Raw genomic sequence first — 25,591 nt, forward strand, 5'->3', positions numbered from 1 at the left:
GCGAGACCTCCAGCCTACGGTTTTGCTGCGCATCGGCGGTATCGCTCCGGCCCGATCCGTCCGCGGTGCGAGGATGTTCGGGTGACTTCCCCTGAACAGACCCCGCTCCAGACCGAGACGCCCGGCACCCCGGTGCCCTTCGCATCGGCGCATGCCGCGAGCGGTCCGCCGTGGGTCGAGCAGCCCACCGCCTACGACGCGGTCCTGCTCGCCGGGTTCGGGGGGCCCGAGGGACAGGACGACGTCATCCCGTTCCTGCGCAACGTGACGCGTGGGCGCGGCATCCCCGACGAGCGTCTGGAAGAAGTGGCGCACCACTATCGCCACTTCGGCGGGGTCAGCCCCATCAACGCGCAGAACCGCGCGCTGAAGGCCGCGCTCGAGGCGGAGATCGCTCGCCGCGGGCTCGCGCTGCCGGTCTACTGGGGCAACCGTAACTGGGGCCCGTACCTGGAGGAGGCCGTGCAGGAGGCGGCGGATGCGGGTCACACCACCCTGCTGGCGGTCGCGACGAGCGCGTACAGCTCCTTCTCGAGCTGCCGCCAGTACCGCGAGGACTTCGCCCGCGTCCTGGATGCGACGAACCTGGGCGGGCGGGTGACGATCGACAAGGTGCGTCAGTTCTTCGACCACCCGGGATTCGTGTCGACGTTCGTCGAGGGCGTGCGCGAGGCCGTCTCGGGCTTCCTGGCCGAGGGCGTGCCCGCCGAGCAGATCCGCGTGCTGTTCTCGACGCACTCCATCCCCACCGCGGATGCGCAGCGCTCCGGCCCGCGGGACCGCGACTTCGGCCCCGGCGGCGCCTACGAGGCTCAGCACCTCGCGGTCGCGGAGGTCGTCATGGCGCAGTCGGCGCCGGAGATCGGGTGGAAGCTCGTCTACCAGTCGCGCTCGGGCCCCGCATCCCAGCCCTGGCTCGAGCCCGACATCAACGACGAGATCACCGAGCTCGCCGCCGCAGGGGTCACCGCCGTGGCCATCGTGCCCCTCGGCTTCGTGAGCGACCACATGGAGGTCCTCTGGGATCTCGACACGGAGGCCATGGAGACGGCGGAGGAGGTCGGCATCCGTGCCGTCCGGACGCCGACGCCGGGCATCGATCCCGCGTACGTGTCGGGGCTCGTCGACCTCATCCAGGAGCGGCTCGCCGGTACACCGGCCGATCAGCGTCCGCACCGCACCTCGCTGGGTCCGTGGTTCGACGTCTGCCGGCCGGGTTGCTGCGAGAACATCAGGGCGGGCTTCAAACCCGCAGCTGCCGGCATCGCCCCGTGAGTGCGGGGCGGGTGGGCGCATCCCTAGGATGAGCATCATGCGCATCCACATCGCCACGGATCACGCCGGCCTCGAGTTCTCGACGCGCCTGCAGCACCACCTCGCCGAAGCCGGTCACGACGTCGTCGACCACGGGCCCCTGGAATACGACCCGGTCGACGACTATCCGGCATTCTGCATCCGCGCCGCCCAGGCGGTCGTGCGTGATCAAGCGGCAGGCATCGACACGCTCGGCATCGTGTTCGGCGGCTCCGGCAACGGTGAGCAGATCGCGGCGAACAAGGTCGCGGGGATCCGAGCCGCACTGGTGTGGAACATCGCGACGGCCGAACTCGCCCGCGAGCACAACGACGCGAACGTGATCGCGATCGGCGCGCGCCAGCACACGTTCGAGGAGGCGACCACCTTCATCGACCGCTTCATCGCCACGCCGTTCTCGAACGAGGAGCGGCACGTGCGCCGCATCGCGCAGATCGCCGACTTCGAGCGCGACGGCTCGCTTCTTCCCGACCCGCGTGCGGGTATCGCGCGCCCCGATGTGCTCGAGGACGCGTCCAGCAGCTTCGACCCGGAAGCGGGCTGATGCCCGAAGGACACTCTGTCCACCGGATCGCCCGGCAGTTCGATCGCAACGTCGTCGGACACCGGGTCCAGGCGTCGAGCCCGCAGGGGCGATTCGCCGAGGGTGCGGCGCTGCTGGACGGCCGCGAGGCGCTGTCGGTGCGGGCTGTCGGCAAGCAGATGTTCCTCGAGTTCGAGGGTGATCTCTGGCTGCGCGTGCACCTCGGGATGTACGGCGCCTGGGATTTCGCGGGCGAGATCCTCGTCGATCCGACGATCGCCTCCGCCAACGGACGCATGGGGCAGACGAATCAGCGCGGGGCCGACACGGAGCGCATCGACGACTCCGCCGGCGAGAACTCGCTGAGCTCGATCGGTGCACCGCGCAAGGCGCGTGGACACGTACGGATGTCGGAGCAGACGTCGGGACTGGACGACACCGACGCGACCTGGCCGCCCCCGGTCGTGGGCCAGGTGCGATTGCGGCTGCTGACCGAGGCCACGTGCGCCGACCTGCGCGGCCCCACCGCGTGCGAGGTGCTCGCTCCCGATCAGGTGCAGGCGGTCATCGCGAAGCTCGGGCCGGATCCCCTGGTGGACGACGCGGCCGAGGGTGAAGAGCGCTTCACACGCGTCGTCCGGCGCAAGCCCACGCCGATCGGGCTTCTGCTCATGGACCAGAGCGTCGTGAGCGGGATCGGCAACGTGTACCGCGCCGAGCTCCTGTTCCGTGCCCGCCTCGATCCCCACACGCCGGGGCGCGACGTGCCCGAGGAGGTCGTGCGCGGACTGTGGCGCGACTGGGTGAGGCTGCTGCGCATCGGGGTCGAGACCGGCCAGATGATGACGATGGACGACCTCACCCCCGATGAGTGGCGCCGGGCGATGGCGCATCGAGACGACCGTCACTGGGTCTACCACCGCGCGGGTCTGCCCTGTCGCATCAGCGGCACGTCGATCGTGCTGGAGGAGATGGGCGCGCGAAAGCTGTACTGGTGCCCGGTGTGCCAGAAGTGAGGATGCGGTGAGACAGAATCCGAGCTTCGCGATGACCGACGTCGGGGAGATCCGGCGGCTCATCGAGCACAACCCCTGGGCGACGCTCGTCAGCGCGGGGCCCGACGGTCTCGTCGCGTCGCACTACGCGGTGCTCCTCGATGACTCCAGGGACGATCTGAGCATCGTGGCACACGTCGGCAAGCCCGACGACGCGATCCATGCGCTGGGGGAGCGTGAGCTGCTCGTCGTGGTGCAGGGCCCTCACGGCTACGTGTCGCCGGGCTGGTACGGCGACGTGCCGGCGGTGCCCACCTGGAACTTCGTGGCGGCGCACCTGAGCGGCATCCCCGAACTGCTCAGACACCGACGAGAACCTGCGGGTGCTCGACCGACTCGTCGAGCGGTTCGAGTCGCCGATGCCGGCGCCGCGTCGGATGTGGGAACGGCCGAACGACGCGGACTTCGTGCATCGTCTCGAGCGCGGCACGGTCGGATTCCGCCTCACCCCGAGCTCGGTCGTGGCCAAACGGAAGCTGAGTCAGAACCGGCCGGCGGAGGTGGTCGACCACATCGTCGATATGCTGCGCGCCGACGGGCCCCACTCGAACCTGGCGCTGGCGGACGAGATGGCCCGCGCCCGGCGCGCGCGGCGCGAGGCATGAGCCGGCCACGCATCGACGCCGTCGCGGACGTGCGGATCGCGGGACCGGGTGCCGAACTCCTGCCGGGCGCGGAGGTGTATGACATCGTCCTCCACGACGGGCGCATCGCCGACATCGCGCCCGCCGGAGCGCTCCGGTTGACCGGCGCCGTGCATCACGCCGACGGCGCCTTCGTCATCCCCGGCCTCTGGGACCATCACGTGCACGTGACGCAGTGGGCCTTGGCTGCGTTGCGTGAGCCTCTCGGGGACGCCGTCTCAGCGGTGGATGCGGCGGCCAGGATGGGGCGGGCCGCCCCCGGCGTGGACGGCCGGCGCGTCGGCACGGGCTTCCGTGACGCCCTGTGGCCCGACGCGCCCTCACTCGAGGTCCTCGACGCGGCGACGGGGGACGTCCCGAGCTATCTCATCAACGCCGACGTGCACAGTGTGTGGCTCAACTCCGCAGCACTCGCCCGCGAAGGCGTCTCGGCCGATGGGGGAGTCCTGCGGGAGGGTCCGGCTTTCGAGATGTCGCGGCGTCTCAACGAGCTCCCTGAAGCGATCTCCGATGCGGCGGTGGCGGCGATGGCCGACGCCGCGTCGGCCCGCGGCGTCGTCGGCGTCGTGGACCTCGACATGGTGTGGAACGAGTCCTCGTGGCAGCGACGACGTTCGGCAGGCTTCGATCGGCTGCGCGTGGAGTTCGGCGTCTACCCCGATCTGCTGGAGCGCGCCATCGTCGCCGGCCTGCGCAGCGGTGACACGCTGCGCGGCGACGACGACGGCCTCATCACCGTCGGCCCTCTCAAGGCGATCACCGACGGGTCGCTCGGCACGCGCACGGCCGCCTGCTCGGTCGCCTACGCCGACGGGCCGCATCCGCACGGACTGCTCACCATCGCACCGGACGAGCTGCGCGATGTCATGACGCGGGCGACGGCGGCCGGCTTCGACTGCGCGATCCACGCCATCGGCGACGACGCGCTGCGTCATGCCCTCGACGCGTACGCGGCGACCGGTGCACACGGAACGATCGAACACGCGCAGCTCGTGGCCGCCGCCGACATCCCGCGGATGGCGCGACTCGGCGTGGCGGCGAGCGTGCAGCCGGAGCACGCGCTCGACGACCGCGACCTGACCGACAGCATCTGGGCGACGCAGACAGCGCGCCCGTATCCGCTGCGCTCCTTGTGGGCCGCAGGCGTCGAGCTCCGCTTCGGATCGGACGCCCCGGTCTCCCCGCTCGATCCGTGGCGCGCGATCGCGGCCGCTGCGTCTCGCACGCGTGGCGGGCGCGAACCCTGGGCACCCGATGAGGCCGTCTCCGTGGACGTCGCCCTCGCCGCATCCACCCACCGCGGCTCCGCGGATCCCGACACGATCTCCGTCGGTCACCGCGCGGACCTCGCGCTGCTCGCTGCAGACCCGCGCACGGTGGAGCCGGCCGTCCTGCGCGAGATCGAGGTCGTGGGCACGATCGTGGACGGACGCGTCACGCACGCCCTCTGAGCGCGATTACGCTCGGGACATGATCGTCCTGCTCGCCGCCCTCCTGCTCGTCAACGCGATCTACAACGTCGTGGTCTGGCCGCGCTTCTACGGCCGCGTGGCGAAGGACGCGCGGGCGCGCGATGCCGCGGGTCGCCCCACGCGATTCCTCATCGTCCACGCCGTGCTGATCGGCACGGCGCTCGTCCTGGCCATCGTGTCGGCGGGTTCGGCGGTCTGGGCGCTCGTGGCGGGCTGAGCGCCTACGCTGTCTCGGTGGCCATCTCGAAGATCCTGCTGTACTACCGGTTCACCCCGATCGCCGACCCTGAGGCCGTGCGCCTGTGGCAGCGCGACCTGTGCGAACTGCTCGGGCTGCGCGGCCGCATCCTCATCTCGCGACACGGCATCAACGGTACGGTCGGCGGCGAGCTCGGCGCGGTCAAGGCCTACGCGCGCAAGACGCGACAGTACGAGCCCTTCCGCGGTCTCGATCTCAAGTGGTCGGAGGGTACGGGGCTCGACGGCGAGGGCCGGAGCCTGGACTTCCCGAAGCTGTCGGTGAAGGTGCGCGACGAGATCGTCACCTTCGGAGCTCCCGACGAACTGCGCGTCGACACGGACGGCGTGGTCGGCACCGGAACCCACCTGTCACCCGGCGCCGTGCACAAGCTCGTCGAGGAACGGGGCGAGGACGTGGTCTTCTTCGACGGCCGCAACGGCTTCGAGGCCGAGATCGGGCGTTTCCGCGGTGCTGTGGTTCCCGACGTCTCCGCAACCCGCGAGTTCATCGCGGAACTCGACTCCGGACGGTACGACCACCTGAAGGAGAAGCCGATCGTCACGTACTGCACAGGCGGCATCCGTTGCGAGGTGCTCTCGAGCCTGATGACAGCGCGCGGTTTCCAGGAGGTGTACCAGCTCGACGGCGGCATCGTCCGATACGGCGAGACCTTCGGCAACACCGGGCTCTGGGAAGGCTCCCTCTACGTCTTCGACGGAAGGCAGGCGATGACGTTCGGTGCCGACGCCGAGCACATCGGCCGTTGCACCGGCTGCGGCGCACCCACCTCTCGGATGATCGACTGCGCGGTGATCGGGTGTCCCGATCGCGTGGTGCGCTGCGAAGCATGCGAGGGCAGCACGGCGTGCAGCCATCATCCGGAGCTCGTGGCGGGCTGAACAGAACCCCTGAGAAGATGGAGGGATGTCCTCCACTGACGCCGCGCCCTCCCGTTACACCGTCGCGACCGACGGGGCCTGCAAGGGGAACCCGGGGCCCGCGGGCTGGGCGTGGGTGGGTGAAGACGGCCAGTGGGCCGCAGGCTCCCTCCCGAGCGGCACGAACAACATCGGCGAGCTGCTCGGCCTGCTCTACGCCATCCGCGATCACTTCCAGGTGCCCGAGCTCATCGTGCAGGCGGACTCGATGTACGCGATCGACACTTACACGAAGTGGATGGACGGTCATGCTCGTCGCGGCTGGGTGACCTCGGCCAAGAAGCCCACCGCCAACCGCGACATCCTCGAACAGCTCCTCGAGGTGCGCGACGCGCGGCGTGCGGCGGGACTTCCCGACGTCGTACTCGAACACGTCCGCGGACACCGCGGGCACCGGCTCAACAGCTGGGCGGACGAACGCGCGGTCCGCGCGTCTCAGCACGCGGCGAAAGGCGAGGAGCTCGTGTGGACGTCGCTTCGCGGCCTGGAGCCGCTGGATGTCAGCGTGGATCCGCCGCGCAGCGCGGGCGACCGCGCCCGCTGAGCTCCTCTCGCGCATCCGGCCCACGCGCGACAGGATGGGGGCGTGCACACCCCCGACAACCCGCTGATCGTCGCCGATGTCGCTGCGTGGCGCGCGTGGCTGGACGAGCACGAGCACGACGATGAGGGTGTGTGGCTCGTGCTTGCCAAGAAGGGCACCACCGAGCCCACCACCCTGACCTACGACGGAGCGCTCGACGAGGCGCTGTGCAGCGGCTGGATCGATGGCCAGAAGCGCGGACGTGATGCGGCGACGTTTCTGCAGCGCTACACGCCGAGACGTCGCGCGTCGCTGTGGTCGCAGCGCAATCTGATGCTGGTCGCCGGTCTCATCGACGCGGGGCGGATGCGGCCGCGCGGACAAGCGGAGATCGACCGCGCCAAAGAGGACGGGCGGTGGCAACGCGCCTACGCCGGGTCGGCCACGATCGAGGTGCCCGATGACCTCCTGGCCGCGCTCGCTGCCGAGCCTGCCGCTGCGGCGCTCTTCGAACGCCTCGACGCGACGAACCGGTACGCGGTCCTGCACCGGGTGGCCACGGCCACGCCGTCGGCGCGAGCGGGGCGCATCGCGCGGCTCGTCGCGATGCTGGCCGAAGGGAAGACTCCGCACCCTCTGGGAGAGCCGCGCGGCCCGCGGCTCACGTAGGCTCGGATCATGCTCGCAACCGTCATCCACGCCGCCCGAGACATCCGCGTCGAAGAGGTCCCGCGTCCGCAGTTGTCCACGGGGCGCGACGCGATCGTCCGCGTCGTCGCCGCGTGCGTGTGCGGCTCGGATCTGTGGCCCTACCGCGGGGTGACGTCGACGGAGCGTCCACACCGCATCGGCCACGAGTTCGTCGGTGTCGTGGAGGAGGTCGGCGATGCCGTCGAGGACGTCCGCGTCGGCGACTTCGTCATCGCGCCGTTCTACGTGTGCGACGGCACCTGCGTGAACTGCCGCAACGGCGTCAGCACCTCCTGCCTGAACGGCGGGTGGTGGGGCAGCGACGTGCGCGAGGACGGCTTCGCCGATGGCGGCCAGGGCGAGTTCGTCCGCGTCCCCCTCGCCGACGGCACCCTCGCCGTCGTTCCCGGCCCGGTCGAGGCCGAGGAGATCCCCGGTCTGTTGACGCTGAGCGACGTCATGGGCACGGGGCACCACGCCGCGGTCTCCGCGGGAGTGGGCCCCGGCGACAGCGTTGCGGTCGTCGGCGACGGCGCCGTCGGCCTGTGCGCGATCATCGCCGCGAAGCGACTGGGCGCGACGACGATCATCGCGATGTCTCGTCACCCCGAGCGGCAGGCGCTGGCGCGTGAGTTCGGTGCGACGCACATCGTCGCCGAGCGCGGCGAGGAAGGCATCGAGAAGGTCCGCGAGCTGACCGACGGCATCGGCGCCGACCGCGTCCTCGAGTGCGTCGGCACGAAGGAATCCATGGACCAGGCGCTGCGCTCGACGCGCCCGGGCGGGATGGTCGGCTACGTGGGAGTCCCGAACGGTGGTCCCGAGCTGCCCGTGCGCACCATGTTCGGCTCGAACGTCGGCGTCAACGGCGGTGTGGCACCGGTGCGCGGCTACATCGAGGAACTGCTCCCGGATGTACGATCCGGAGCGATCCGGCCCGGCCTCGTGTTCGATCTCGAGCTTCCGCTGCGCGAGGCCGCCCAGGCGTACGCGGCGATGGACGAGCGCCGCGCGACGAAGGTCCTGCTGCGTCCGTGAGCCGGCGCGTGGTACGCCCGGCGGGCGAGGGAGTGAGCGAGTCGGTGGCGACAGGAGACGACACGATGGCGCAGTCACAAGCGACGACCTGGCTTCTCGTCGACGGGGAGAACATCGACGCGACACTGGGCGGCTCGATCCTCGGCCGCCGCCCGCAGCCGGACGAGCGTCCGCGCTGGGATCGCCTGCTGGCATTCGTCGAGCGCACCTGGGGAGGGCACGCGCGCGGGCTCTTCTTCCTGAACGCCTCCACGAACCTTCCGATGACCTTCGTCCAAGCGTTGACGGCGCTCGGCTTCGAGCCGGTCCCGCTGTCGGGGCCGGCGGAGGCGAAGGTCGTCGACATCGCCATCCAGCGCACTCTGCGCGCGCTGCGCGAGCGCGACGACGACGTCGTGCTCGTCAGCCACGACGGCGACTTCGTGGAGGATCTCGCACCCCTCGCCGACGGCGACCGGCGGGTCGGCGTGCTTGCGTTCAACGAGTTCCGAAACACCGGTTATGCCGCACTCGGCGGGATCACCTTCTTCGACATCGAGTACGACGCGCAGGCGTTCGATGCGCCCCTGCCGCGCATCCGTGTGATCCCGATCGACGAGTTCGACCCCACGCAGTTCCTGCGCTGAGCGCTGCCGCCGCCGGCTCAGAGGGACAGCTGGTAGTGGATGAAGCCGCTGCGCGTCGCGACCTGGTCGTACAGTGCCCGCCCGCGGGTGTTCGTCTCCGCGGTCAGCCAGTACACCTTGGTGCAGCCCGCATCCTTCGCCCACTCCCGGACGTGGCCGATGAGTGATCGGCCCGCGCCGGTGCCGCGTGCGTCAGAGGAGACGAACAGGTCCTCGAGGTAGCAGTAATCGCCCCTGGACCACGTGGCCTGGTGTGTCAGCCAGTGCACGAGCCCGATTGCGCGCCCCTCCCGCCAGGCGATCGCGCCGTCAACCCCGGATGCGGGATCGACGATGCGGTCGAAGGTGTACTGCGTGACATCGTCGGTGAGTTCCGTCTCGTAGAACTCCAGGTATCCCTGCCAGAGCTCGAGCCAGGCGGCGTGGTCTTCGGCGCGGACGGTGCGGATCTCCAGCATCCGATCAGCCTAGAGCCGCCGCCTCGACGCGGTCGTCGGGCAGTGTCGTTTCCGCTGGGCGACAGGTGTCAGAGAAAGTGTTGCCCGTCAGTGATTGTTCTCGCTAACATGCAGGCGTCGCCCACCGGACGAAGATCGTTCGGCCCCGCGTCCTGCAGGGGCGAGGCCCGAGTGCGGCGGCTGTTCGTGGCGCCGGGAGGGCGGCACGATGCGGCGCGATGGTGCGCGGAAGGGGAGACATCAGTGACGATCATGAACCCGAGGAAGCGCGCAGGGCGCCTCCTGACCCGAGCGGCAGCTCTGACGGCCGCCGTCGCGACCACCGTCTCCGGTGCGGTTGTGAGCACGGCGGCTGCGCGAGCAGCGGATGACGACCCCTGGTCGGGCCAGGGGAAGAGCTTCACCTCTACCCAGACCGCCGCGGACACGTTCACGAACGCCATCATCGGATCGGACGTCCCCGACGTCGCGACGATCCGCGTGCCGGCGGGTACGGCCGGTGCGGACAGGGACACCTACTACATGATCTCCACGACCATGGAGCTCACCCCCGGCGCCCCGATCCTGCGTTCTTACGACCTTGTCAACTGGGAGATCGTCAACTACGTCTACGACGTCATGGAGGTCACCGACACCAACGCGTTGCGCAACGGCTACAGCGCGTACGGGCAGGGGCAGTGGGCCAGCACCCTGCGCTACCACGACGGCACGTTCTACGCGCTGATGAACAGCAACAACAACGGGCACGCGTATCTCTTCACGACCACCGACATCGAGAAGGGACAGTGGGAGAAGCACAGCTACAACCGCAGCTTCCACGACCCGAACATCTTCTTCGACGGCGACACCCCCTACATCGTCTACGGCAGCTCTTCGATGCAGATCGCTCAGATGAGCCCCGACTTGCACAGCGTGATCAGCGATCGCGTGGCGGCCACCACGACCAGCGCGATCAACAACACCGGCCTGAGCACATCGGACGTGATGGGCGGCGGCTGGGAGGGGAACCAGGTCGAGTACATCAACGGGTATTACTACGTCCTGGGCATTGCCTGGGGAAAGTACGGCCGCCAGGCCATCGTGCTGCGTTCCAAGAGCCTGCTCGGCGCCGCCGCATCCGACCCCTACGAAGTCCGCGTCGCGGTGGGGTCCAATCTCGTCGCGCAGGGCGGCTTCATCGGCACAGGCGACTCGTCGACACCGCAGTGGGCCTTGCTGTTCGGCGACGACTATCCGACGGGCCGTGTCCCCGTTCTCGTGCCCGTCGCGTGGGACGCCGCTGACAAGGACGCCTGGCCCGTGTTCGGAACCGGCGTCTACGGAAGCTCCCAGGTACCGCTGCCGGGCGCTCAGCCGATGCCGGTCGCGCTGAGCGCGCCCGACAGGCGCAAGGCCGAGTCGGCGAGCGTCGTGACCTCCGACCGGTTCGACAACGACGCCGAGCCCCGCGACTTCCACAACCCCAATGTGCCCGAGCCCGAGGTCGTGGTGCCCGAATCCCGAGGCGAGCACATCGCCAACGGCACGATCGAGGGCGGTACGACGGCGTGGCAGTCCCTGGGCGGAACGACGCTCGGGCTCGGCTACTCCACGCGCCACCAGGGGTCCATGTCGCTGAAGGTCAACGGTCGCACAACCGATGGTGCGGGCGCAGCGCAGACGGTGACCACTCTCCAGCGCGGGGCCACGTACGCGGTCTCCGCGTGGGTGCACTATCGCGACGCCGGTGTGGATCCGGCGAACTTCGCACTCACTCTCAGTGACACGAACGGCCACTCCTACGTGATGGCGCAGACCAGTGTGCCGAAGGGCTCAGCCTCGGCCGCGACGACCTTCGTGCAGGTCTCCGGTGAGTTCACCATTCCCGCGGAGCTGGACATCGCCAACGCGAAGGTCTCGATCGTGACCGTCGACTCCGCCATCGTGCCCGACATCTTCTTCGTCGACGACGTGTCGATGGTCGGAGCACGGGCGGTCCCGGACTACTACACGGCCGAGGAAGGCGCCGACAACGGCTCCCACCTGGCGCTGCCCTGGCAATGGGGGCACAACTCGGACAACAGGTACTGGTCGCTGACCGATCGAGACGGCTGGCTGCGTCTCACGAACGGCCGCGTCGTGACCGGCACGGCGAACAAGCAGTACCAACTGACGTACTTCGAGGAGGCGCGCAACACCCTCTCGCAGCGCACGTTCGCTCCGGCCTCGTCCGCACAGACCCGGCTGGATTTCGGTGCGCTCAACGACGGCGACGTCTCGGGTCTCGCCGTCTACAACCGGCAGGTGAGCTACATCGGCGTGGCCAAGGACGATGGACGGTTCACGCTCGGTGTCGTCAACCGTCCGGTTCGCGACTACACGGACCAGGAGTCGATCGCGACGGCGGAGGACTTCGTCGCCAGCGTGGCCGTGCCGGAGGGCACGACCACGGTGCTGTTGAAGGCAGACCTGAACATGCGGAAGTCCGGTGCGGACCGCAACACGGTCCGGTTCCTCTACAGCTGGGACGGCGTCACCTGGAACGCGCTCGGAGGAGCCCAGCCGAAGCGCGCCTCGTGGGAGTCGAAGCACTTCAAGGGTCAGCGGTTCGGTCTGTTCAGCTACGCGAAGCAGACGACCGGCGGGCACGCCGACTTCGACTACTTCTACCTCTCCGATGTGTTGAGCGCAGATGGGACCGCCGTGGACACGGGCGATCTCGACTGGCTTGTGCGGGAGGCATCCGGTCTGGACCGGCGCGACTACACGGGTGCGTCGTGGGCGAGGGTGGAGGCGGCGCTGGCCTGGGCGACGTCCGTCGCCGGCGCCACGACGCAGAACGAGGTCGACGCGCCGGCTCAGGCCCTGAATCGCGCGATCGCCGATCTCGAGGAGCTGCCGGCGGCGACCCCGGTCGTCTCGGCCACGGTGAGTTCCGATGCTGCTCAGGTCTCAGGGTGGTATCCCGCCGCGGTGTCGGTCGCGCTGGCACTGAACGAGCGGGCGAAGGCCGACATCCGGTATCGGATCGACGGCGGGGCCTGGTCGGAGTACGACGACGAGATCGTGGTCGCCGACTCCGGATCGCACACCGTCGACTATCTGGCGAGCGTGGCGGGTGAGCCCGTCGCGGAGTCGGGCGGCACCGCATCCTTCTCCATCGACGTCGACGCTCCTGTCACGACGGCGACAGTGGACGCCGTGGCGCGCACCGTGCACCTGACTGCGGTCGACGCGCATGCCGGGGTCGACCGGATCGAGTATCGGATCGGCGACACCGGGGCGTGGTCGCGTCTGGACGGTGTGGTCACCGTCGGCGACGATGCGAGCGTCATCGGCTACCGGGCGGTGGACGTCGTCGGGAACATCGAGGCCGTGCAGACGACCACTGTGCCGGCCGTTGCGGGGCCGTCACCCGGTCCGTCGCCGGCCGGGACGACACAACCCACCGCCCCGACGGGCGTCGTGGCGCCCTCCGCCGACGACCTGACGGCACAGCGACAGGGCGAGGTCACCGGGCCGGCGACGGTGCGGCGGGGCGGCTGGCTGACGTTGACGCTCGGGAACGTCCAGCCGGGGACCGAGGTTCATGTGTGGATGTTCTCGACGCCGACCTACCTCGGGAAGGCCACGGTCGGTGCGGCGAAGACCGTCACCGTCAGCGTGCCCGCAACGATGAGTCTGGGAGCGCATCGCGCGGCTGTCGCCGGCGCCGACGGCTCCGTCATCGGATGGACGCCCGTCACCGTGACGGCAGCGGACGGTTCTCTCGCAGTCACCGGACGAGATGCGGCCGGAGTCGCGGTGGTCGTGCTCGGCGCCGCAGTCCTGCTCGCGCTCGGCGCGGTCCTGGTGTGGCGCCGTCGACGGACCGGACGCTCGACCCCGTCGGCGTAGCGGCCGACCGACCCAGGGTCGAGAACGAGGCCTCCCGGCGCGAGGCAGGGGACGTCGTCCGGAAGGGCGGCGTCCCCAGCACGTCCCGTGTCGGGGTCGCTCTCAGGCCGCATCGGGCGAGGATCGTCCGCCGGGCTCAGTCGTGCGGATTGCGGCGGAAGGTCAGATGCGAGACACCGCCCGGCGCTGACTCGCTGGAAGCCTCGTAGTCCGCCTCCCAGCCGCGAAGGTCGTCCCAGAGCCGGATGCCGTCACCGAGGATGAGGGGCGAGATGCCGACGTGCAGGTCATCGACGAGTCCTGCGCCCAGGAACTCCCGTGCCGTGCGGGCACCCCCGCCGATCCGCACGTCCGCTCCGCCCGCGGCGTAGATCGCCCGAGCGAGGACGGCTGCCGGCGTGTCCTGGACGAAGTGGAAGACGGTACCGTTCGCCATCTCGATCGTCGGGCGCTCGCGATGCGTGAGGACGAAGACGGGGACCTCGAAAGGAGGTTCGTCCCCCCACCATCCGCGCCACTGCGGGTCGTCGCCGTGCAGGTGGAGGCCGAACATCCCCGCGCCCATGATCTCGGCGCCGATCCCTTCGAAGTAGCGTGCGGCGTACGCGTCGTCGACACCGGTGGTCCCCGCTCCGCTCTCGTCATGCAGCACCCGGCGACGGAACGTCCGCGTCGCGACGTAGGCGGCGGTGAGGCGTCCCCAGTCGTCGCCGAAGGGGTTCTCCGGGGTCTGGTCGGTCGTGGTGGCGAATCCGTCCAGGGAGATGTTGAGGTCGAGGCGCACGCGGGTCACACTCGAGGATCCGGCCGCGCGGGGCGCGTGTCAACATCCGCGCGGCGACGGGCTCACGCGCCGGAGACAGTGGCGTGCTTGCCGGGGGAGCGGATGCGGGGCACGATGATTCCGGCGGCGCGCGTACGCCAAAGGGGGTGCAGCATGGTGCGTCGGGTGCGCGAGGCGATCCGCCGCGCCTTCCTGACGTGCGCCGACGCGGTCTCCGGCGGGGCGTTCCTGACGCGGTGGAGCGCCCTTCTGTCCTTCATCGTCGCCAGCACGGTCAGTGTCCCGACCATCGCCGATGCGACACTGCAGGGGTACGCCGCCGCCGTGCTGGTCGGTGCTCTCGGCTGGATCGTGCTCTCGCTCATCGTGCTGCCCGCCGCTGTCGCCGAGCGTCGGCTGAAGGCGCCTCGGGCGCGGGCGGTCGTGGTCCTGGCCGCATTGCTCGTTGCGGCACTCGTGCGCGCGCCCGTCAACAACGCCGTCAGCGTGCTGCTGTGGGGCACCCCCACGACAGGGGCGTGGGGTCCACGGACGCTCACCAACGTCGTCACGACGCTGGTCGTCTTCGGTGTCGTGGGCGTCGCGACGACCCAGTTCGCGCGTCGCCGTCTCGTCGCACAGCGTCTGTCTGCTGCCCTGGTGCTGATGGGCGATCGCCTGGCACGCGCCCAGGAACAGGTGACGCGGGCGGATGCGGTCCTGGCCGAGGCGGTCAGCGAGCTGCGCTCGGGCCGGGACGCGGTGCTGGCGGGTGGCGTGGACTTCGACGCCGTGCGGACCTACGCGGAGCAGGTGCGCGAGACGAGCCACCGGTTGGCCGCACTGGCGGAGGACGAGGGAGCTCACCCGGACGCACCCGCCGAGCACAGGTACTCTGCACCGGCCGGTCCGGCACCGGTGGTGCTGATTCCGACTCCCTGGCTCGTCGTCGCGCTCGTCTACAACGTCGCCTCGCTGCCGTTCGCGCTCACCGCCGGACCGCCTGCCGCCGTCGGCATCGGGTACCTCGGGGTGTGCCTGCTCGACATCGCCGCGGGAGCGGTGACCCGTCTCCCGCGGCTGCGCGGATCGACCCCCGGCACCGTGCGGCCCGCCGTGTTCATCGGGACATGGCTGCTGGCCGGGATCGGCGTCGCGCTTCTGACCCTCGCGCTCTTTCCCGAGGTCAGGATGCTGAGCGTGGTCGGTGTGGTGGCCATCCCCGCCGCAGCGACGGTGCTGTCGCTGTGCGTGGATGCGATGCGGCGCGTGCGCTCCGCCGAGTACCGCTCGGCCCGTGTGCTGGCGCGGGTCGCACAGCGGGTCGCGGCGAGGCAGGCTCAGGCGAGCCCGCGACTCGCCCGAGCGTCGAGCCTGCTCCATGGCCGTGTGCAGGGCAGATGCGTGATCCTGGCGGCTCAGGCGGACGACGGGTCACCCTCGGCGGAGGACATCGCGGTGTTCCGCACGCAGACGGACAACGCCTTCGACGCCATCCTCGACCGCGTGTCGGACCCGAAGAGCGCGCCCGCGTCGGGCCTCGCCGGATCCGTCGAGAGTCTCCTGTCCGCCTGGAGCGGTGTCGTCACGACCACTCTCGAGCTCGACGCGATCGCAGCTCTCGCTCTGACCGATCCGGTGACGGCCGCCCGTGCGGTCGACGCGGTCAATGAAGCCCTCGTGAACGCCGTCAAGCATTCCGCCGCGCGTGTCGCCGCCGTCGCGATCTTCGGGATGGCCGACGGCGGCGTGCGTGTCCGCGTGTCGTCGCGCGGCACTCTCGCCGCATCCGCCGGACGTTCAGCCGGGCTGGGGACGAGAGCGATGGGGATCGCGATCAGCCAGCAAGGCGAGGACGTCGTCCTGGACTCGGTGCTTCCCGCCACAGGGTGACTGCGCCGCCCGCGGAGGCGGACGCTCTCAAGCCGAGATCGGCGCCTTCCAGCCGAGGGCGGGCGCGACGTACGTCGCGAACGACTCGACGACGCGGAGATTGAATTCGACGCCGAGCTGGTTGGGGGCATGCCTATAGGGGTGGGGCCTGGGCATCCTGGATACTATGAGGCCATGGAAGCCGGTGCAGCGCTACGAGGGCTCATGTCTGCGATCGATGAGCACCGTTGGGATGATCTTGAGCAGTACCTTCACCCAGAGTTTCTCTGCCATTTGGTACACACAGGCGAGACTTTCTCCCGCACCGAGTGGATTCAGTTCAATGCGGGCTACCCAGATTTTGACCGATTGAAGGTTGAGGAGCTTGTGGCGGCCCAGGCTGAGGCTGCCTGTCGTTCCCATGTCACCAGTCGAGGGGCCGCAGGAACCGAGCATTTCGCCTGCGCGAGCTTTGTGCGCATGGCCGACGGTCGGATCCTTCAGCTCACCGAGGTCTGGACTGATGTCGGACAACAAGCTCCTCCGGACACTCGTACATCCGTCGCTGATCCGGCGTAGTCAGATCGCGTATCCCTCGACGGGACCAACCGTGTTCGGCTTCCAGCCGAGGGAGGGCGCGACGTATTTCGCGAACGACTCGACGACGCGGAGATTGAATTCGACGCCGAGCTGGCTCGGGATCGTGAGCATCAACGTGTCGGCGGACCGGATGGCCGCATCCTGGAGCAGCTGCTCCACGAGAGCATCGGGCTCTGCCGCGTAGGTCTTGCCGAACGTCGAGCGCATGCCGTCGATGATGCCGATCTGATCGCCACCCTGCGAACCACCGAAGTACATGGCGTCCTCGGCGGTGGTGATCGGGAAGATGCTGCGGCTGACCGAGACCCGCGGTGTGCCCGCGTGACCGGCCTCGCGCCAGGCCGCGCGGAACGCGTCGATCTGCTGAGCCTGCAGGAGATCGAAGGGCGTGCCGTCGGCCTCGGTGAGCAGCGTCGATGACATCAGGTTCACGCCGACCCGTCCCGCCCATTCGGCCGTATCGCGGTTGCCGGCGCCCCACCACACGCGCGAACGGAGGCCGGGGGAGTGCGGTTCGATCGCCTGCATCCCGGTGCCGCCTCCGAAGGGGCTGTTCGCGTCGCGCTCGGCCAGCGGCTCGCCCTCGATCGCGCGGAGGAACAGCTCGAAGTGGCGACGCGCGATGTCGGCGCCCCGGGGGTCTTCGGATCCTGTGTAGCCGAAGGTCTCGTAACCGCGCACCACCGACTCGGGTGAACCGCGGCTGACGCCCAGTGCGAGTCGGCCGTCGCTCATCAGGTCCACCGCCGCGGCCTCCTCGGCAAGGTAGAGGGGGTTCTCGTAGCGCATGTCGATCACGCCGGTGCCCATCTCGATGCGCGAGGTGCGCGCGGCGATCGCCGCGAGAAGCGGCATAGGCGAGGCCTGCTGACGCGCGAAGTGGTGAACCCGGAAGTAGACGCCGTCGACGCCGAGCTCGTCCATGCCCACCGCGAGCTCGATCGCCTGCAGCATCGAGTCGCGCGCGGTGAGGATGCGGCCGCCGCCGAGAGGGCCGTAGTGCCCGAAGGACAGTGTTCCGAAGCGTTCCATACCCTTCACAACGATACGGAACGAGAAAGCATTCCGATGAATCGATCTCTTTCTGCTCGGCGGCCCTCATCCCGCGGCGTCGTGCGTAGCATGGCAGCACATCGACGACCGGGAGGTGCCATGGTTCGCGTCCGCATCCTGGGAGTGGCGCTGGACCCGGCGCAGGAGCACGTGATCCTGCTGAAGCCTGTCGTGGAGCCGTGGGACAGGATCCTCCCGGTGTGGATCGGCGCCCAGGAGGCGACGGCGATCCTCGTGGCCGTGCAGGGCGGGGCGTCACCGCGCCCGCTGGCCCACGAGCTGATGCTCTCGATCGTCGATGAGCTGTCGGCACGCGTCGAGCGGGTCGAGGTGACGCGCATCGACGACGGCACCTTGTACGCCGCTGTCACCCTCGACACCCCGCTGGGCGCTCGCGTCGTGGACGCGCGACCCTCGGATGCGATCGCGTTGGCCTCCCGTGCCGCCGCTCCGATCTTCGTCGCGGATGACGTGCTCGCGGTGGCGGGCATTCCCGACACCGTCTCGGAACAGCCGGATGCGGCTTCGGCCCAGGACGAGGAGGCGCGCATCGCGGAGTTCCGCAGCTTCCTCGACGAGGTCGAGCCGGAGGATTTCGAGGGCTGAGCGAGGTGGCTACGCTGGCGCCATGACCACCCTTGTTCTCACCGTCGTCGGCGTCGATCGCGCGGGCATCGTGTCGACGGTCGCCGAAGCCATCAGCGCGCACGGCGGCAACTGGGAGAACAGCGAACTCGCGGAACTGTCCGGCATCTTCGCCGGCGTCATCCAGGTCGAGGTCGCTCCATCCCGCGCCGACGAGCTGCGAGACGCGCTGAGCGTGCTCGAGCCGCTGGCGAGCATCGTGGTCGTCACTCCCGGACGACCCCTGGTGTCGAGGAGCGAACTCGCCATCCGCGTCATGGGCAATGACCGTGTCGGAATCGTGCGAGAGGTGACCAGTGCGCTCGGCAGGCGTGGCGCCAACGTCGTCCGGATGACGACGCAGACGCAGGACGCGGCGATGTCGGGCGGCCGGCTCTTCCAGGCGGATATCGTGGCCGCGGTCCCCGCGGAGACTCCGGTGGCACAGATCGTGGCGACTCTCGAATCGATCGCCGCGGACATCCAGGTCGAGGCGAGTGTGATCCAGACCGGATGACAGCGCTCAGTCGTTCTGAAGCGCTTCGGACGACTCGTCGGGAGCGCGCTCACCGGATGTCGGCTGCTCCGGCGCCTCGACGGGCGGATCGGGGGTCGGGGTCGTCGTCGGTTCGGGCGACGGCGTCGGCTCGGTCGTCGGCGACGGGGTGGGTTCCGGGGTCGGAGCGGGGCTGACCGGCGGTGCGGGAACGGGGGCAGGCGCCGGGGCGGGTTGCGGAACCCGTCCGACACTCGGTGGCGTGACGCGCTCACGGCGGGAGGGCGGCGGGAGGGTGTCGTCGCCTGCCGGAGGTTCCGCGATCGGGGTCGGCTCCGTACCGATCGCCGCCTCCAGGGATGCCGGAGCGCTCAACGCGATCGGGGGGAGCGCGCGATCCGTGCTCGCTGCGCGGGGCGAGGACTCGGCGTCAGCGCCGGTGAGAGCGAACGCGCTCAGACACGAGAGCACGAGCGCACCTGCCGACGCGACCATCGCGGTCACGAGCGGTCGGGGCGCGGGCATAGAGGACTTCCTTCGGTAGATCTACCGGCGTTCGGGGTCCCTCCATCATTCTCCGGACGCCCCGAGACGTCAACGCGTGCGGGACCGAGGGCGAGCGAAGCGATCGTCGGATGACCCGGTCATCCCTTGAAAACGCTGGTGCGGTATATCTCCCGATCATGCAAGCCCGGCCCGCATGTCGCCTCCGCTTCGTACGCTGGAGGCATGGCAGAACATCACGCAGATCACCGCGCCGACGCGAAGCGAGAGAACGCGGGGCGCATCCCCTCCATCTCCCTCAACTCGGGCTACGACATCCCGCAGCTCGGGTATGGGGTCTTCAAGGTCGACCCCGCGCAGACGCAGAGATTCGTCTCCGAAGCGCTCGAGCTCGGATACCGGCACATCGACACCGCAGCGATCTACGGCAACGAAGAGGGCGTGGGGCGCGCCATCGCGGCCAGCGGCATCCCTCGCGACGAGCTGTTCGTCACGACCAAGCTGTGGAACGACCGGCAGGCCGGCTCGCAGCCGAAGCAGGCTCTCGAGGAGAGCCTGACCAAGCTCGGCCTCGACCACGTCGATCTCTACCTCGTGCACTGGCCTGCTCCGGCGAACGACAACTACGTGCACGCCTGGGAGCAGCTGGTCTCGTTCAATGAAGCCGGGCTCGCCCGTTCCATCGGCGTCTCGAACCACCTCGTCGAGCACCTCGAACGGCTCGTCGCGGCGACCGGTAAGGTGCCCGCCGTCAATCAGATCGAGCTGCACCCCGCCTACCAGCAGCGCGAGGTCGTCGCTTGGGCGAAGGACCACGGCGTGCACATCGAGGCGTGGGGACCGCTGGGGCAGGGCAAGTACGACTTGTTCGGCACCCCTGCGATCCGCGATGCTGCGGCCGCTCATGGCAGGACGCCCGCTCAGGTCGTCCTTCGCTGGCACCTGCAGGTCGGCAACATCGTGTTCCCGAAGACGGTCAATCGCGATCGGATGGCGGAGAACCTCGACCTGTTCGGCTTCGAGCTCTCCGACGGCGAAGTCGCAGCCATCACGGCGCTCGACCCGGGCGAGGGATCCGGACGTGTCGGGACGCATCCGAACGACCTGAACTGACACGAGCGAGAGGGGGTGGGCATCATCGATGTCCACCCCCTCTCTGCGGCGAGGGCATGAGCGGATGCGGCGGGCGCGTGCTCGCCGCATCCGACGGCGTCAGGCCGGTGTCGCGGCGCTCTCGCGGCGCGGGAGCACCCAACCGCGGCGCGGGAAGTGGCAGGTGTAGCCGTTCGGGATGCGCTGGAGGTAGTCCTGGTGCTCGGGCTCCGCCTCCCAGAACGGGCCCGCCGACTCGATCGTCGTCACGGCCTTTCCCGGCCAGAGGCCGGAGGCGTCCACATCCGCGATGGTGTCGCGGGCCGTCTGCTCCTGCTGCTCGCTGAGCGGGAAGATGGCGGATCGGTAGCTCGTTCCGATGTCGTTGCCCTGGCGGTTCAGGGTCGACGGGTCGTGGATCTGGAAGAAGAACGCGAGGATGTCGCGATAGGTCGTCTTGGTGGGGTCGAAGACGATCTCGACGGCCTCCGCGTGGCCGGGATGGTTGCGGTAGGTCGCGTGGTCGTTCTGCCCGCCGGTGTAGCCCACGCGCGTGTCGAGGACGCCGGGCTGACGGCGGATGAGGTCCTCCATGCCCCAGAAGCACCCGCCCGCGAGCACGGCGGTCTCGGTGCCGGGGATCTGCGTGATGGTTCCGTTGTCGGTGGTCATGCTGACTGCTCCTTGTCGGACGGATCGTCGCCGCGTGGTGGCTTTCACGAGTGTAGATCCGCCGGTCTGCGATGCGGCCGGTCGGCGGCATCGTCGGATACAACAACGCTCGCCGCGGTTTTGGTCCCGCCCCCGGCGATCGCGTCAGCGGCGGCGTGGGCGCAGCAGCCGTCCCCGCGCGCGGGTGGGGGTGATGGGGATGGGGCGCGTGACGATCGCATCCACGACCATGGAGCCGCTGGTGGGACCGACCACCGGGATGGGCGTCGTCTCGGGGGAGACGTGGTCCACGCGGGAGATGGGATCGCGGGCGAGGCGGCGGTGGGCGCGTACGTACGCGGGGACGAGGACGGCCACGGCGCCGAGCCACGCGAGCGGGTTGCTGAAGGCGACGCCGGCGAACCCGAATGCGGCGCCGAGCGCGATCGCAGCGCCCACCCGCATCACGAGCTCGATCACGCCCGTGACGGTAGGGATCACGGTGTGACTCAAGCCCTGCAGCGCGCCGCGAAGGACGAAGAGGATCCCGAGGAAGCTGTAGCTCGCGCCGTTGATCACGAGGTTGAGCGCGGCGAGATCGACGACCTGCGGTGCGGTGTCCCCGACGAACAGGCGCACGATGGGTGCGCCGAACGCGATGAGCAGACCGCCCAGTGCGAGGGCTCCGGCGATGGCGAGCCAGGATGCCTGGCGCACGCCGGCGCGGATGCGGTCGGGACGCCCGCCGCCGAAGTTCTGCGCGACGAACATGGACACGGCCAGGCCGAGGGACTGAAGAAGTGCGACGGCGAGTCCGTCGACGCGCGCCGCGGCGGTGTACGCGGCGACCGCATCCGCGCCCAGCTCGTTCAGACGCACCTGTACCGCCAGCGTGCCGATGGCGATGATCGAGGCCTGGAATCCCATGGGCAGCCCGAGACGCAGGTGCAGGGTCAGGTCGGCGCGGGTGATCCGCCAATCGGCCCGAGTCAGATGCAGGATGGGGACGCGCCGACGTACGTACGCCAGGCAGAGCAGGACCGACACGGCCTGCGAGACGACGGTGGCGATCGCTGCCCCCGCGACGCCCCAGTCGAGAGGGCCCACCATGAGCACGACGAGCCCGGCGTTCAGGAGGCAGGCGACCGTGAGGAAGACGAGCGGGGTGCGTGCGTCGCCGATGGCGCGGATGGTGGCCGCGAGGTAGTTGAAGAACATCGTCGCCGCAGCCCCCAGGAAGCTGACCTGCGCGAAGACGGTCGCGTTGTCGAGGAGCTCCGGGGGAGTCTGCAGCATATGGAGCAGGGGGCGCGACACGAGAGGCGCGCCGACGGTGAGGACGGCGCTGGTCGCGGCCGTCAGCAGCGTGCCTGTGGCGACAGAACGCCGGACCGCGGCCGCATCGCCCGCTCCGAACGCCTGCGCCGTCGGGATCGCGAAGCCGGAGGTCAGTCCCCAGGCGAATCCGATGAGCAGGAACAGCAGGCTGCCCGTCGCGCCGACGGCGGCGAGTGCGTCCACGCCCAGCTCGCGTCCCACCACGATCGCGTCGACCACCTGGTACAGCTGCTGCACCACGTTGCCGATGAGCAGGGGAACGGAGAAGAGAAGGATGACGCGCCAGGGGCTGCCCGTGGTCAGTGAGGTGGACATGCGAAAGCTCTCGAGGTCGTGCGGGAGGGATGCGGCTCGACGAACCGCATCCCTCAGAGTATCGAATCGATTCGAGGATACGCCAGCGCACTGCGTCCCCCGGATGCGGGAGCACTGCGCGTCCAAGGGGGATCGGCCCCGTCGCACGGTGGGTGCTCTAGCGTGAGGGCATGACCACCGATACTTCGTCGACCATTGCCGAGCGTGCGACGCGGCTGCGCGAGCTGCACGCCGCACCGGAGATCCTGCGTGTCGTGAACGTGTGGGACGTCGTTTCGGCCAGGGCGGTGCTCGCCCTGCCCGAGACGCGCGCCATCGCGACGGCCGGCCATTCGATCGCGGCCAGTTTCGGCTATGACGACGGCGCGATCCCGCTGGAGACGACGCTCGACATGGTCGCGCGGATCGTTCGGGCGGCCGGAGACGTGCCCGTGACCGCAGATCTCGACGACGGTTACGAGGATCCCGCAGACAGCGTCCGTCGCGCCATCGGCGTGGGTGTGGTCGGGGCGAACGTCGAGGACAGGCTGCGACCGCTCGACGAGGCGGTCGCGCGTGTCGCTGCCATCACGGCGGCGGCGGATGCGGAAGGCGTGCCGTTCGCCCTCAACGCCCGCACCGATGCGTTCGTCCGGGCCGGCGGGCGCCCCGTCGAGGAGTCCATCGCCGACGCGGTCGAGCGGGGCCGCGCCTATCTCGACGCCGGCGCCGATGTGGTCTTCGTCCCCGGCATCCTGGACGCCGCCGTCGCCCGCCGCCTCGTCGAAGGCATCGGCGAGCGAAAGGTGAGCGTCATCGGGCTTCCGGGTGCGCTGACCGCGGCCGAGTACGAGGCGCTCGGCGTCGCACGTATCTCCTACGGACCCACCACCCAGCGCGTCGCGCTCACCGCGCTCCAGGACGTCGCCAAGGAGCTCTACGCCGACGGGAGCATCCCGGCCTCGACTCGCGCGCTGAACTGAGCGGCGCGCCGGCCAGCGTCATGAGCGGTGTGAACGAGGCGCGCGGCGCGCGGGCCGGTCTGGCCGCGCTCGCGCGCGAGGCGGACGGCTTCCGGGTGGCGGGGCTCCCCGCGCCGGCAGTGACCGACCGCGCGGCGGCCGTGCTCATGCTCTTCGGTGTGCTCGACGCGCTCCCGGCGAACCGCGCCGCAGCGGATGAGGCGGTCTCGGCGGAGCTCGACGTGCTGCTGCTGTCGCGCGCGGCGACGCTGCGCGCCCATCCCGGTCAGGTCGCGTTTCCGGGAGGCCGTCTCGAAGCGGGCGACGACGGCCCGATCGCGGCGGCATTGCGCGAGGCGCGGGAGGAGACCGGCCTGGATCCTTCCGGCGTGGAGGTTCTGGGGGTTCTTCCCGCCGTGCCGCTCGCGTTCTCACAGCACGTCGTCACTCCGGTGCTCGCCTGGTGGCAACGACCCTCGCCGGTGCGCGTGGTGGACGTCGCCGAGTCGGCGGCGGTCTTCCGCGCTCCCGTCGCGGATCTGCTCGATCCCGCTCGTCGCGGGGTCACGGTCGTCAGGCGCGACGGACGGGAGTGGCGCGGACCTGCGTTCGTCGTGGAGGACGCCGCGGGCGAGTTCCTCGTCTGGGGCTTCACCGCGCTGCTGCTGGACGCCGTCTTCGATCGACTCGGATGGACAGAGCCGTGGGATCGATCGCGCGAGTTCGCTCTGCCGGTGTGATCCACCAGACTCGATGCATGTCGCTGCCTCTGGATCTCCCCGACGGCGCGCAGCTGCGCGCCGCACGCCCCGGTGACGAACCCGGGATCCTCGCTCGCATCCACGATCTCGCGCAGTACGAGGACGAGCCGGATGCGGTGGCCAACACCGAGGAGGCGCTCACGGAAGCGCTCTTCGGAGCAGAGCCGCGCGTCTGCGCCCACGTCGTGGAGCGTGCCGGCGATATCGTCGGCATTGCGATCTGGTTCGTCACCTACTCCACCTGGACGGGACGTCACGGGATCTGGTTGGAAGACCTCTTCGTGGCCGACTCGGAGCGCGGGCGCGGCTTCGGCCGGGCGCTGATCGGATCGTTGGCGTCGCTGTGCGTGGAGCGCGGCTACACGCGCCTGGAGTGGACGGTGCTGGACTGGAACGAGCCGGCGATCGCGTTCTACCGCTCGCTGGATGCGACGCCGATGGACCAGTGGACGACGCAGCGCCTCACGGGAGAAGCGCTGCGTCGTCTGGGCGAGGGCTGATGCGCGTCAGGCGGTGCCACGCACGTCGCGCAGGAAAGCCGTGACGTTCTCGCGGAGGGCGTGGATGCGTCGCTCCCTCGCTGCTTCCCGGTCGAAACCGAGGTAGGCAGAGGGCGGCAGGCGACGGACGTTGCGCGAACACTCGAAGCCGGCGCAGACGAGGGTTCCCACCGTGTCGCCGCGGCGACCGGCGTCCCCCGCGCGGCGCGCGACGAAGAGCACGACCTCGTTCGGCAGCTCGACATCGTTGCACCACGCGCACTGGGCGCGTGTGCGAGGGCGACTGTCGGCCTCGCGCAGGATCACGCCCACCGGTGTGCCCTCGATCTCGGTGACGGCGTAGCCCGTCTTCGGCTGTTTGGGGTCGCGCCAGCCGAGATAGTCCATGTCGTCCCACGACACGGTCTCGAGAGTCGGCGGGAGCAGAACGGCTTTGCGCTCGCGCAGGGATGCGTTGACGAAACTGGCCCGGATGCGGGCGTCGTCCAAGGGGGTCATGAAGGTGCCTTCGTGTGCATGCCGCCGAGGCGGCGGGTGGACGTCGGTCGATCGCCGACGCAGATGCAGAGGAGCCCGGAGGGCTCGATCCTCATCTGTCGCCGGCGCGATGCGCGCCGGGGACCTCCTGACGCCCTGCGGGCTGCATGTCACGAATCACGCCGACCACTGTACGCCGTCCCCGT

Annotated in this window: 27 protein-coding genes and 1 pseudogene; 20 read left to right on the plus strand and 8 right to left on the minus strand. The window is 69.8% G+C overall.

Going from position 1 to position 25,591, the window contains the following annotated elements; translation table 11 throughout:
* Positions 1-81 precede the first annotated feature (81 nt).
* The 11 genes and pseudogenes from QE374_RS00925 to QE374_RS00975 all read left to right on the plus strand — a co-directional run bounded on the left by QE374_RS00925 (position 82) and on the right by QE374_RS00975 (position 9,064).
* The gene (locus tag QE374_RS00925) at positions 82-1,275 is read left to right on the plus strand and encodes a ferrochelatase (RefSeq protein WP_396653304.1); all 1,194 of its coding nucleotides are present in this window, start codon (positions 82-84) and stop codon (positions 1,273-1,275) included.
* Between the two features lie 37 nt (positions 1,276-1,312).
* On the plus strand, positions 1,313-1,858 hold the full coding sequence (locus QE374_RS00930; protein ID WP_309731386.1) for a ribose-5-phosphate isomerase: 546 nt from the start codon (positions 1,313-1,315) through the stop codon (positions 1,856-1,858).
* Complete coding sequence (locus QE374_RS00935) at positions 1,858-2,853, plus strand: DNA-formamidopyrimidine glycosylase family protein (protein ID WP_309731388.1); 996 nt, start codon at positions 1,858-1,860, stop codon at positions 2,851-2,853. Before QE374_RS00930 ends, QE374_RS00935 begins: the two co-directional genes overlap by 1 nt.
* Positions 2,854-2,860: 7 nt before the next feature.
* Positions 2,861-3,497, plus strand: a pseudogene (locus QE374_RS00940) (FMN-binding negative transcriptional regulator).
* Positions 3,494-4,987, plus strand: coding sequence for an amidohydrolase family protein (locus tag QE374_RS00945; RefSeq protein ID WP_309731390.1), 1,494 nt, complete (start codon positions 3,494-3,496; stop codon positions 4,985-4,987). Before QE374_RS00940 ends, QE374_RS00945 begins: the two are co-directional and overlap by 4 nt.
* A gap of 19 nt (positions 4,988-5,006) precedes the next feature.
* Positions 5,007-5,225 (plus strand): SCO4848 family membrane protein, encoded by a 219-nt coding sequence (locus QE374_RS00950; protein ID WP_309731393.1) that lies wholly within the window; start codon positions 5,007-5,009, stop codon positions 5,223-5,225.
* A gap of 17 nt (positions 5,226-5,242) precedes the next feature.
* Positions 5,243-6,148 carry a rhodanese-related sulfurtransferase gene (locus tag QE374_RS00955; RefSeq protein ID WP_309731395.1) on the plus strand — a complete coding sequence of 302 codons (906 nt, stop codon included), beginning with the start codon at positions 5,243-5,245 and terminating at the stop codon, positions 6,146-6,148.
* Between the two features lie 25 nt (positions 6,149-6,173).
* The gene (locus QE374_RS00960; RefSeq protein WP_309731397.1) at positions 6,174-6,731 is read left to right on the plus strand and encodes a ribonuclease H; all 558 of its coding nucleotides are present in this window, start codon (positions 6,174-6,176) and stop codon (positions 6,729-6,731) included.
* A gap of 42 nt (positions 6,732-6,773) precedes the next feature.
* The gene (locus tag QE374_RS00965) at positions 6,774-7,379 is read left to right on the plus strand and encodes a YdeI/OmpD-associated family protein (RefSeq protein WP_309731399.1); all 606 of its coding nucleotides are present in this window, start codon (positions 6,774-6,776) and stop codon (positions 7,377-7,379) included.
* 9 nt (positions 7,380-7,388) lie between these two features.
* Positions 7,389-8,438, plus strand: a complete 1,050-nt coding sequence (locus QE374_RS00970) for a zinc-dependent alcohol dehydrogenase family protein (RefSeq protein ID WP_309731402.1) — start codon at positions 7,389-7,391, stop codon at positions 8,436-8,438.
* 65 nt (positions 8,439-8,503) lie between these two features.
* The gene (locus QE374_RS00975) at positions 8,504-9,064 is read left to right on the plus strand and encodes an NYN domain-containing protein (protein WP_309736558.1); all 561 of its coding nucleotides are present in this window, start codon (positions 8,504-8,506) and stop codon (positions 9,062-9,064) included.
* A 17-nt stretch (positions 9,065-9,081) separates the two neighbouring features.
* Here QE374_RS00975 and QE374_RS00980 read toward each other — a convergent pair whose 3' ends face one another.
* Positions 9,082-9,522 (minus strand): GNAT family N-acetyltransferase, encoded by a 441-nt coding sequence (locus QE374_RS00980; RefSeq protein ID WP_309731404.1) that lies wholly within the window; start codon positions 9,520-9,522, stop codon positions 9,082-9,084.
* 252 nt (positions 9,523-9,774) lie between these two features.
* Between QE374_RS00980 and QE374_RS00985 the strand changes: the two genes are divergently transcribed.
* Positions 9,775-13,398 (plus strand): family 43 glycosylhydrolase, encoded by a 3,624-nt coding sequence (locus QE374_RS00985; RefSeq protein WP_309736560.1) that lies wholly within the window; start codon positions 9,775-9,777, stop codon positions 13,396-13,398.
* Between the two features lie 136 nt (positions 13,399-13,534).
* Here the strand turns inward: QE374_RS00985 and QE374_RS00990 are convergent, their stop codons facing one another.
* Positions 13,535-14,191, minus strand: a complete 657-nt coding sequence (locus QE374_RS00990) for a dihydrofolate reductase family protein (RefSeq protein WP_309731406.1) — start codon at positions 14,189-14,191, stop codon at positions 13,535-13,537.
* Between the two features lie 144 nt (positions 14,192-14,335).
* On the opposite strand from QE374_RS00990, the gene QE374_RS00995 reads away from it, so the two are divergent.
* Complete coding sequence (locus QE374_RS00995) at positions 14,336-16,054, plus strand: hypothetical protein (RefSeq protein WP_309731408.1); 1,719 nt, start codon at positions 14,336-14,338, stop codon at positions 16,052-16,054.
* 27 nt (positions 16,055-16,081) lie between these two features.
* On the opposite strand, the gene QE374_RS01000 is transcribed toward QE374_RS00995, so the two are convergent.
* Positions 16,082-16,210 carry a hypothetical protein gene (locus tag QE374_RS01000; protein WP_309731409.1) on the minus strand — a complete coding sequence of 43 codons (129 nt, stop codon included), beginning with the start codon at positions 16,208-16,210 and terminating at the stop codon, positions 16,082-16,084.
* Between the two features lie 18 nt (positions 16,211-16,228).
* Here QE374_RS01000 and QE374_RS01005 point away from each other — a divergent pair, with 18 nt between their 5' ends.
* Positions 16,229-16,612, plus strand: a complete 384-nt coding sequence (locus QE374_RS01005; RefSeq protein ID WP_309731410.1) for a nuclear transport factor 2 family protein — start codon at positions 16,229-16,231, stop codon at positions 16,610-16,612.
* On the opposite strand, the gene QE374_RS01010 is transcribed toward QE374_RS01005, so the two are convergent.
* Complete coding sequence (locus tag QE374_RS01010) at positions 16,613-17,665, minus strand: LLM class flavin-dependent oxidoreductase (protein ID WP_309731412.1); 1,053 nt, start codon at positions 17,663-17,665, stop codon at positions 16,613-16,615.
* 120 nt (positions 17,666-17,785) lie between these two features.
* Between QE374_RS01010 and QE374_RS01015 the strand changes: the two genes are divergently transcribed.
* Positions 17,786-18,292 carry a bifunctional nuclease family protein gene (locus QE374_RS01015; protein WP_309731414.1) on the plus strand — a complete coding sequence of 169 codons (507 nt, stop codon included), beginning with the start codon at positions 17,786-17,788 and terminating at the stop codon, positions 18,290-18,292.
* 22 nt (positions 18,293-18,314) lie between these two features.
* A complete protein-coding gene (locus tag QE374_RS01020; protein ID WP_309731416.1) occupies positions 18,315-18,827 on the plus strand; it encodes an ACT domain-containing protein in 513 nt (170 codons plus the stop codon).
* Between the two features lie 6 nt (positions 18,828-18,833).
* Here QE374_RS01020 and QE374_RS01025 read toward each other — a convergent pair whose 3' ends face one another.
* A complete protein-coding gene (locus QE374_RS01025) occupies positions 18,834-19,331 on the minus strand; it encodes a hypothetical protein (protein ID WP_309731419.1) in 498 nt (165 codons plus the stop codon).
* A 204-nt stretch (positions 19,332-19,535) separates the two neighbouring features.
* Between QE374_RS01025 and QE374_RS01030 the strand changes: the two genes are divergently transcribed.
* Positions 19,536-20,423: an aldo/keto reductase gene (locus QE374_RS01030; protein ID WP_309731421.1), complete on the plus strand. Its 888-nt coding sequence runs from the start codon at positions 19,536-19,538 to the stop codon at positions 20,421-20,423.
* 99 nt (positions 20,424-20,522) lie between these two features.
* Here QE374_RS01030 and msrA read toward each other — a convergent pair whose 3' ends face one another.
* Both msrA and QE374_RS01040 read right to left on the minus strand, forming a co-directional pair.
* Entirely contained in the window at positions 20,523-21,074 is a 552-nt protein-coding gene (msrA, locus tag QE374_RS01035; RefSeq protein WP_309731423.1) for a peptide-methionine (S)-S-oxide reductase MsrA, read from the minus strand.
* Between the two features lie 144 nt (positions 21,075-21,218).
* Entirely contained in the window at positions 21,219-22,706 is a 1,488-nt protein-coding gene (locus QE374_RS01040; RefSeq protein WP_309731425.1) for an MATE family efflux transporter, read from the minus strand.
* A gap of 170 nt (positions 22,707-22,876) precedes the next feature.
* Between QE374_RS01040 and QE374_RS01045 the strand changes: the two genes are divergently transcribed.
* The 3 genes from QE374_RS01045 to QE374_RS01055 are packed head-to-tail and all read left to right on the plus strand — an operon-like array spanning position 22,877 to position 24,908.
* The gene (locus QE374_RS01045) at positions 22,877-23,668 is read left to right on the plus strand and encodes an isocitrate lyase/phosphoenolpyruvate mutase family protein (protein ID WP_309731427.1); all 792 of its coding nucleotides are present in this window, start codon (positions 22,877-22,879) and stop codon (positions 23,666-23,668) included.
* Between the two features lie 20 nt (positions 23,669-23,688).
* Positions 23,689-24,387, plus strand: coding sequence for a CoA pyrophosphatase (locus tag QE374_RS01050; protein ID WP_309731430.1), 699 nt, complete (start codon positions 23,689-23,691; stop codon positions 24,385-24,387).
* A 17-nt stretch (positions 24,388-24,404) separates the two neighbouring features.
* Positions 24,405-24,908 (plus strand): GNAT family N-acetyltransferase, encoded by a 504-nt coding sequence (locus QE374_RS01055; protein ID WP_309731432.1) that lies wholly within the window; start codon positions 24,405-24,407, stop codon positions 24,906-24,908.
* Positions 24,909-24,914: 6 nt separating this feature from the next.
* Here QE374_RS01055 and QE374_RS01060 read toward each other — a convergent pair whose 3' ends face one another.
* Positions 24,915-25,406, minus strand: a complete 492-nt coding sequence (locus QE374_RS01060; protein ID WP_309731434.1) for an FBP domain-containing protein — start codon at positions 25,404-25,406, stop codon at positions 24,915-24,917.
* Between the last annotated feature and the right edge of the window lie 185 nt (positions 25,407-25,591).

Origin of the sequence: Microbacterium sp. SORGH_AS_0428 (assembly GCF_031453615.1) — a bacterium.
In the GTDB taxonomy this organism is placed as follows: Bacteria; Actinomycetota; Actinomycetes; order Actinomycetales; family Microbacteriaceae; genus Microbacterium.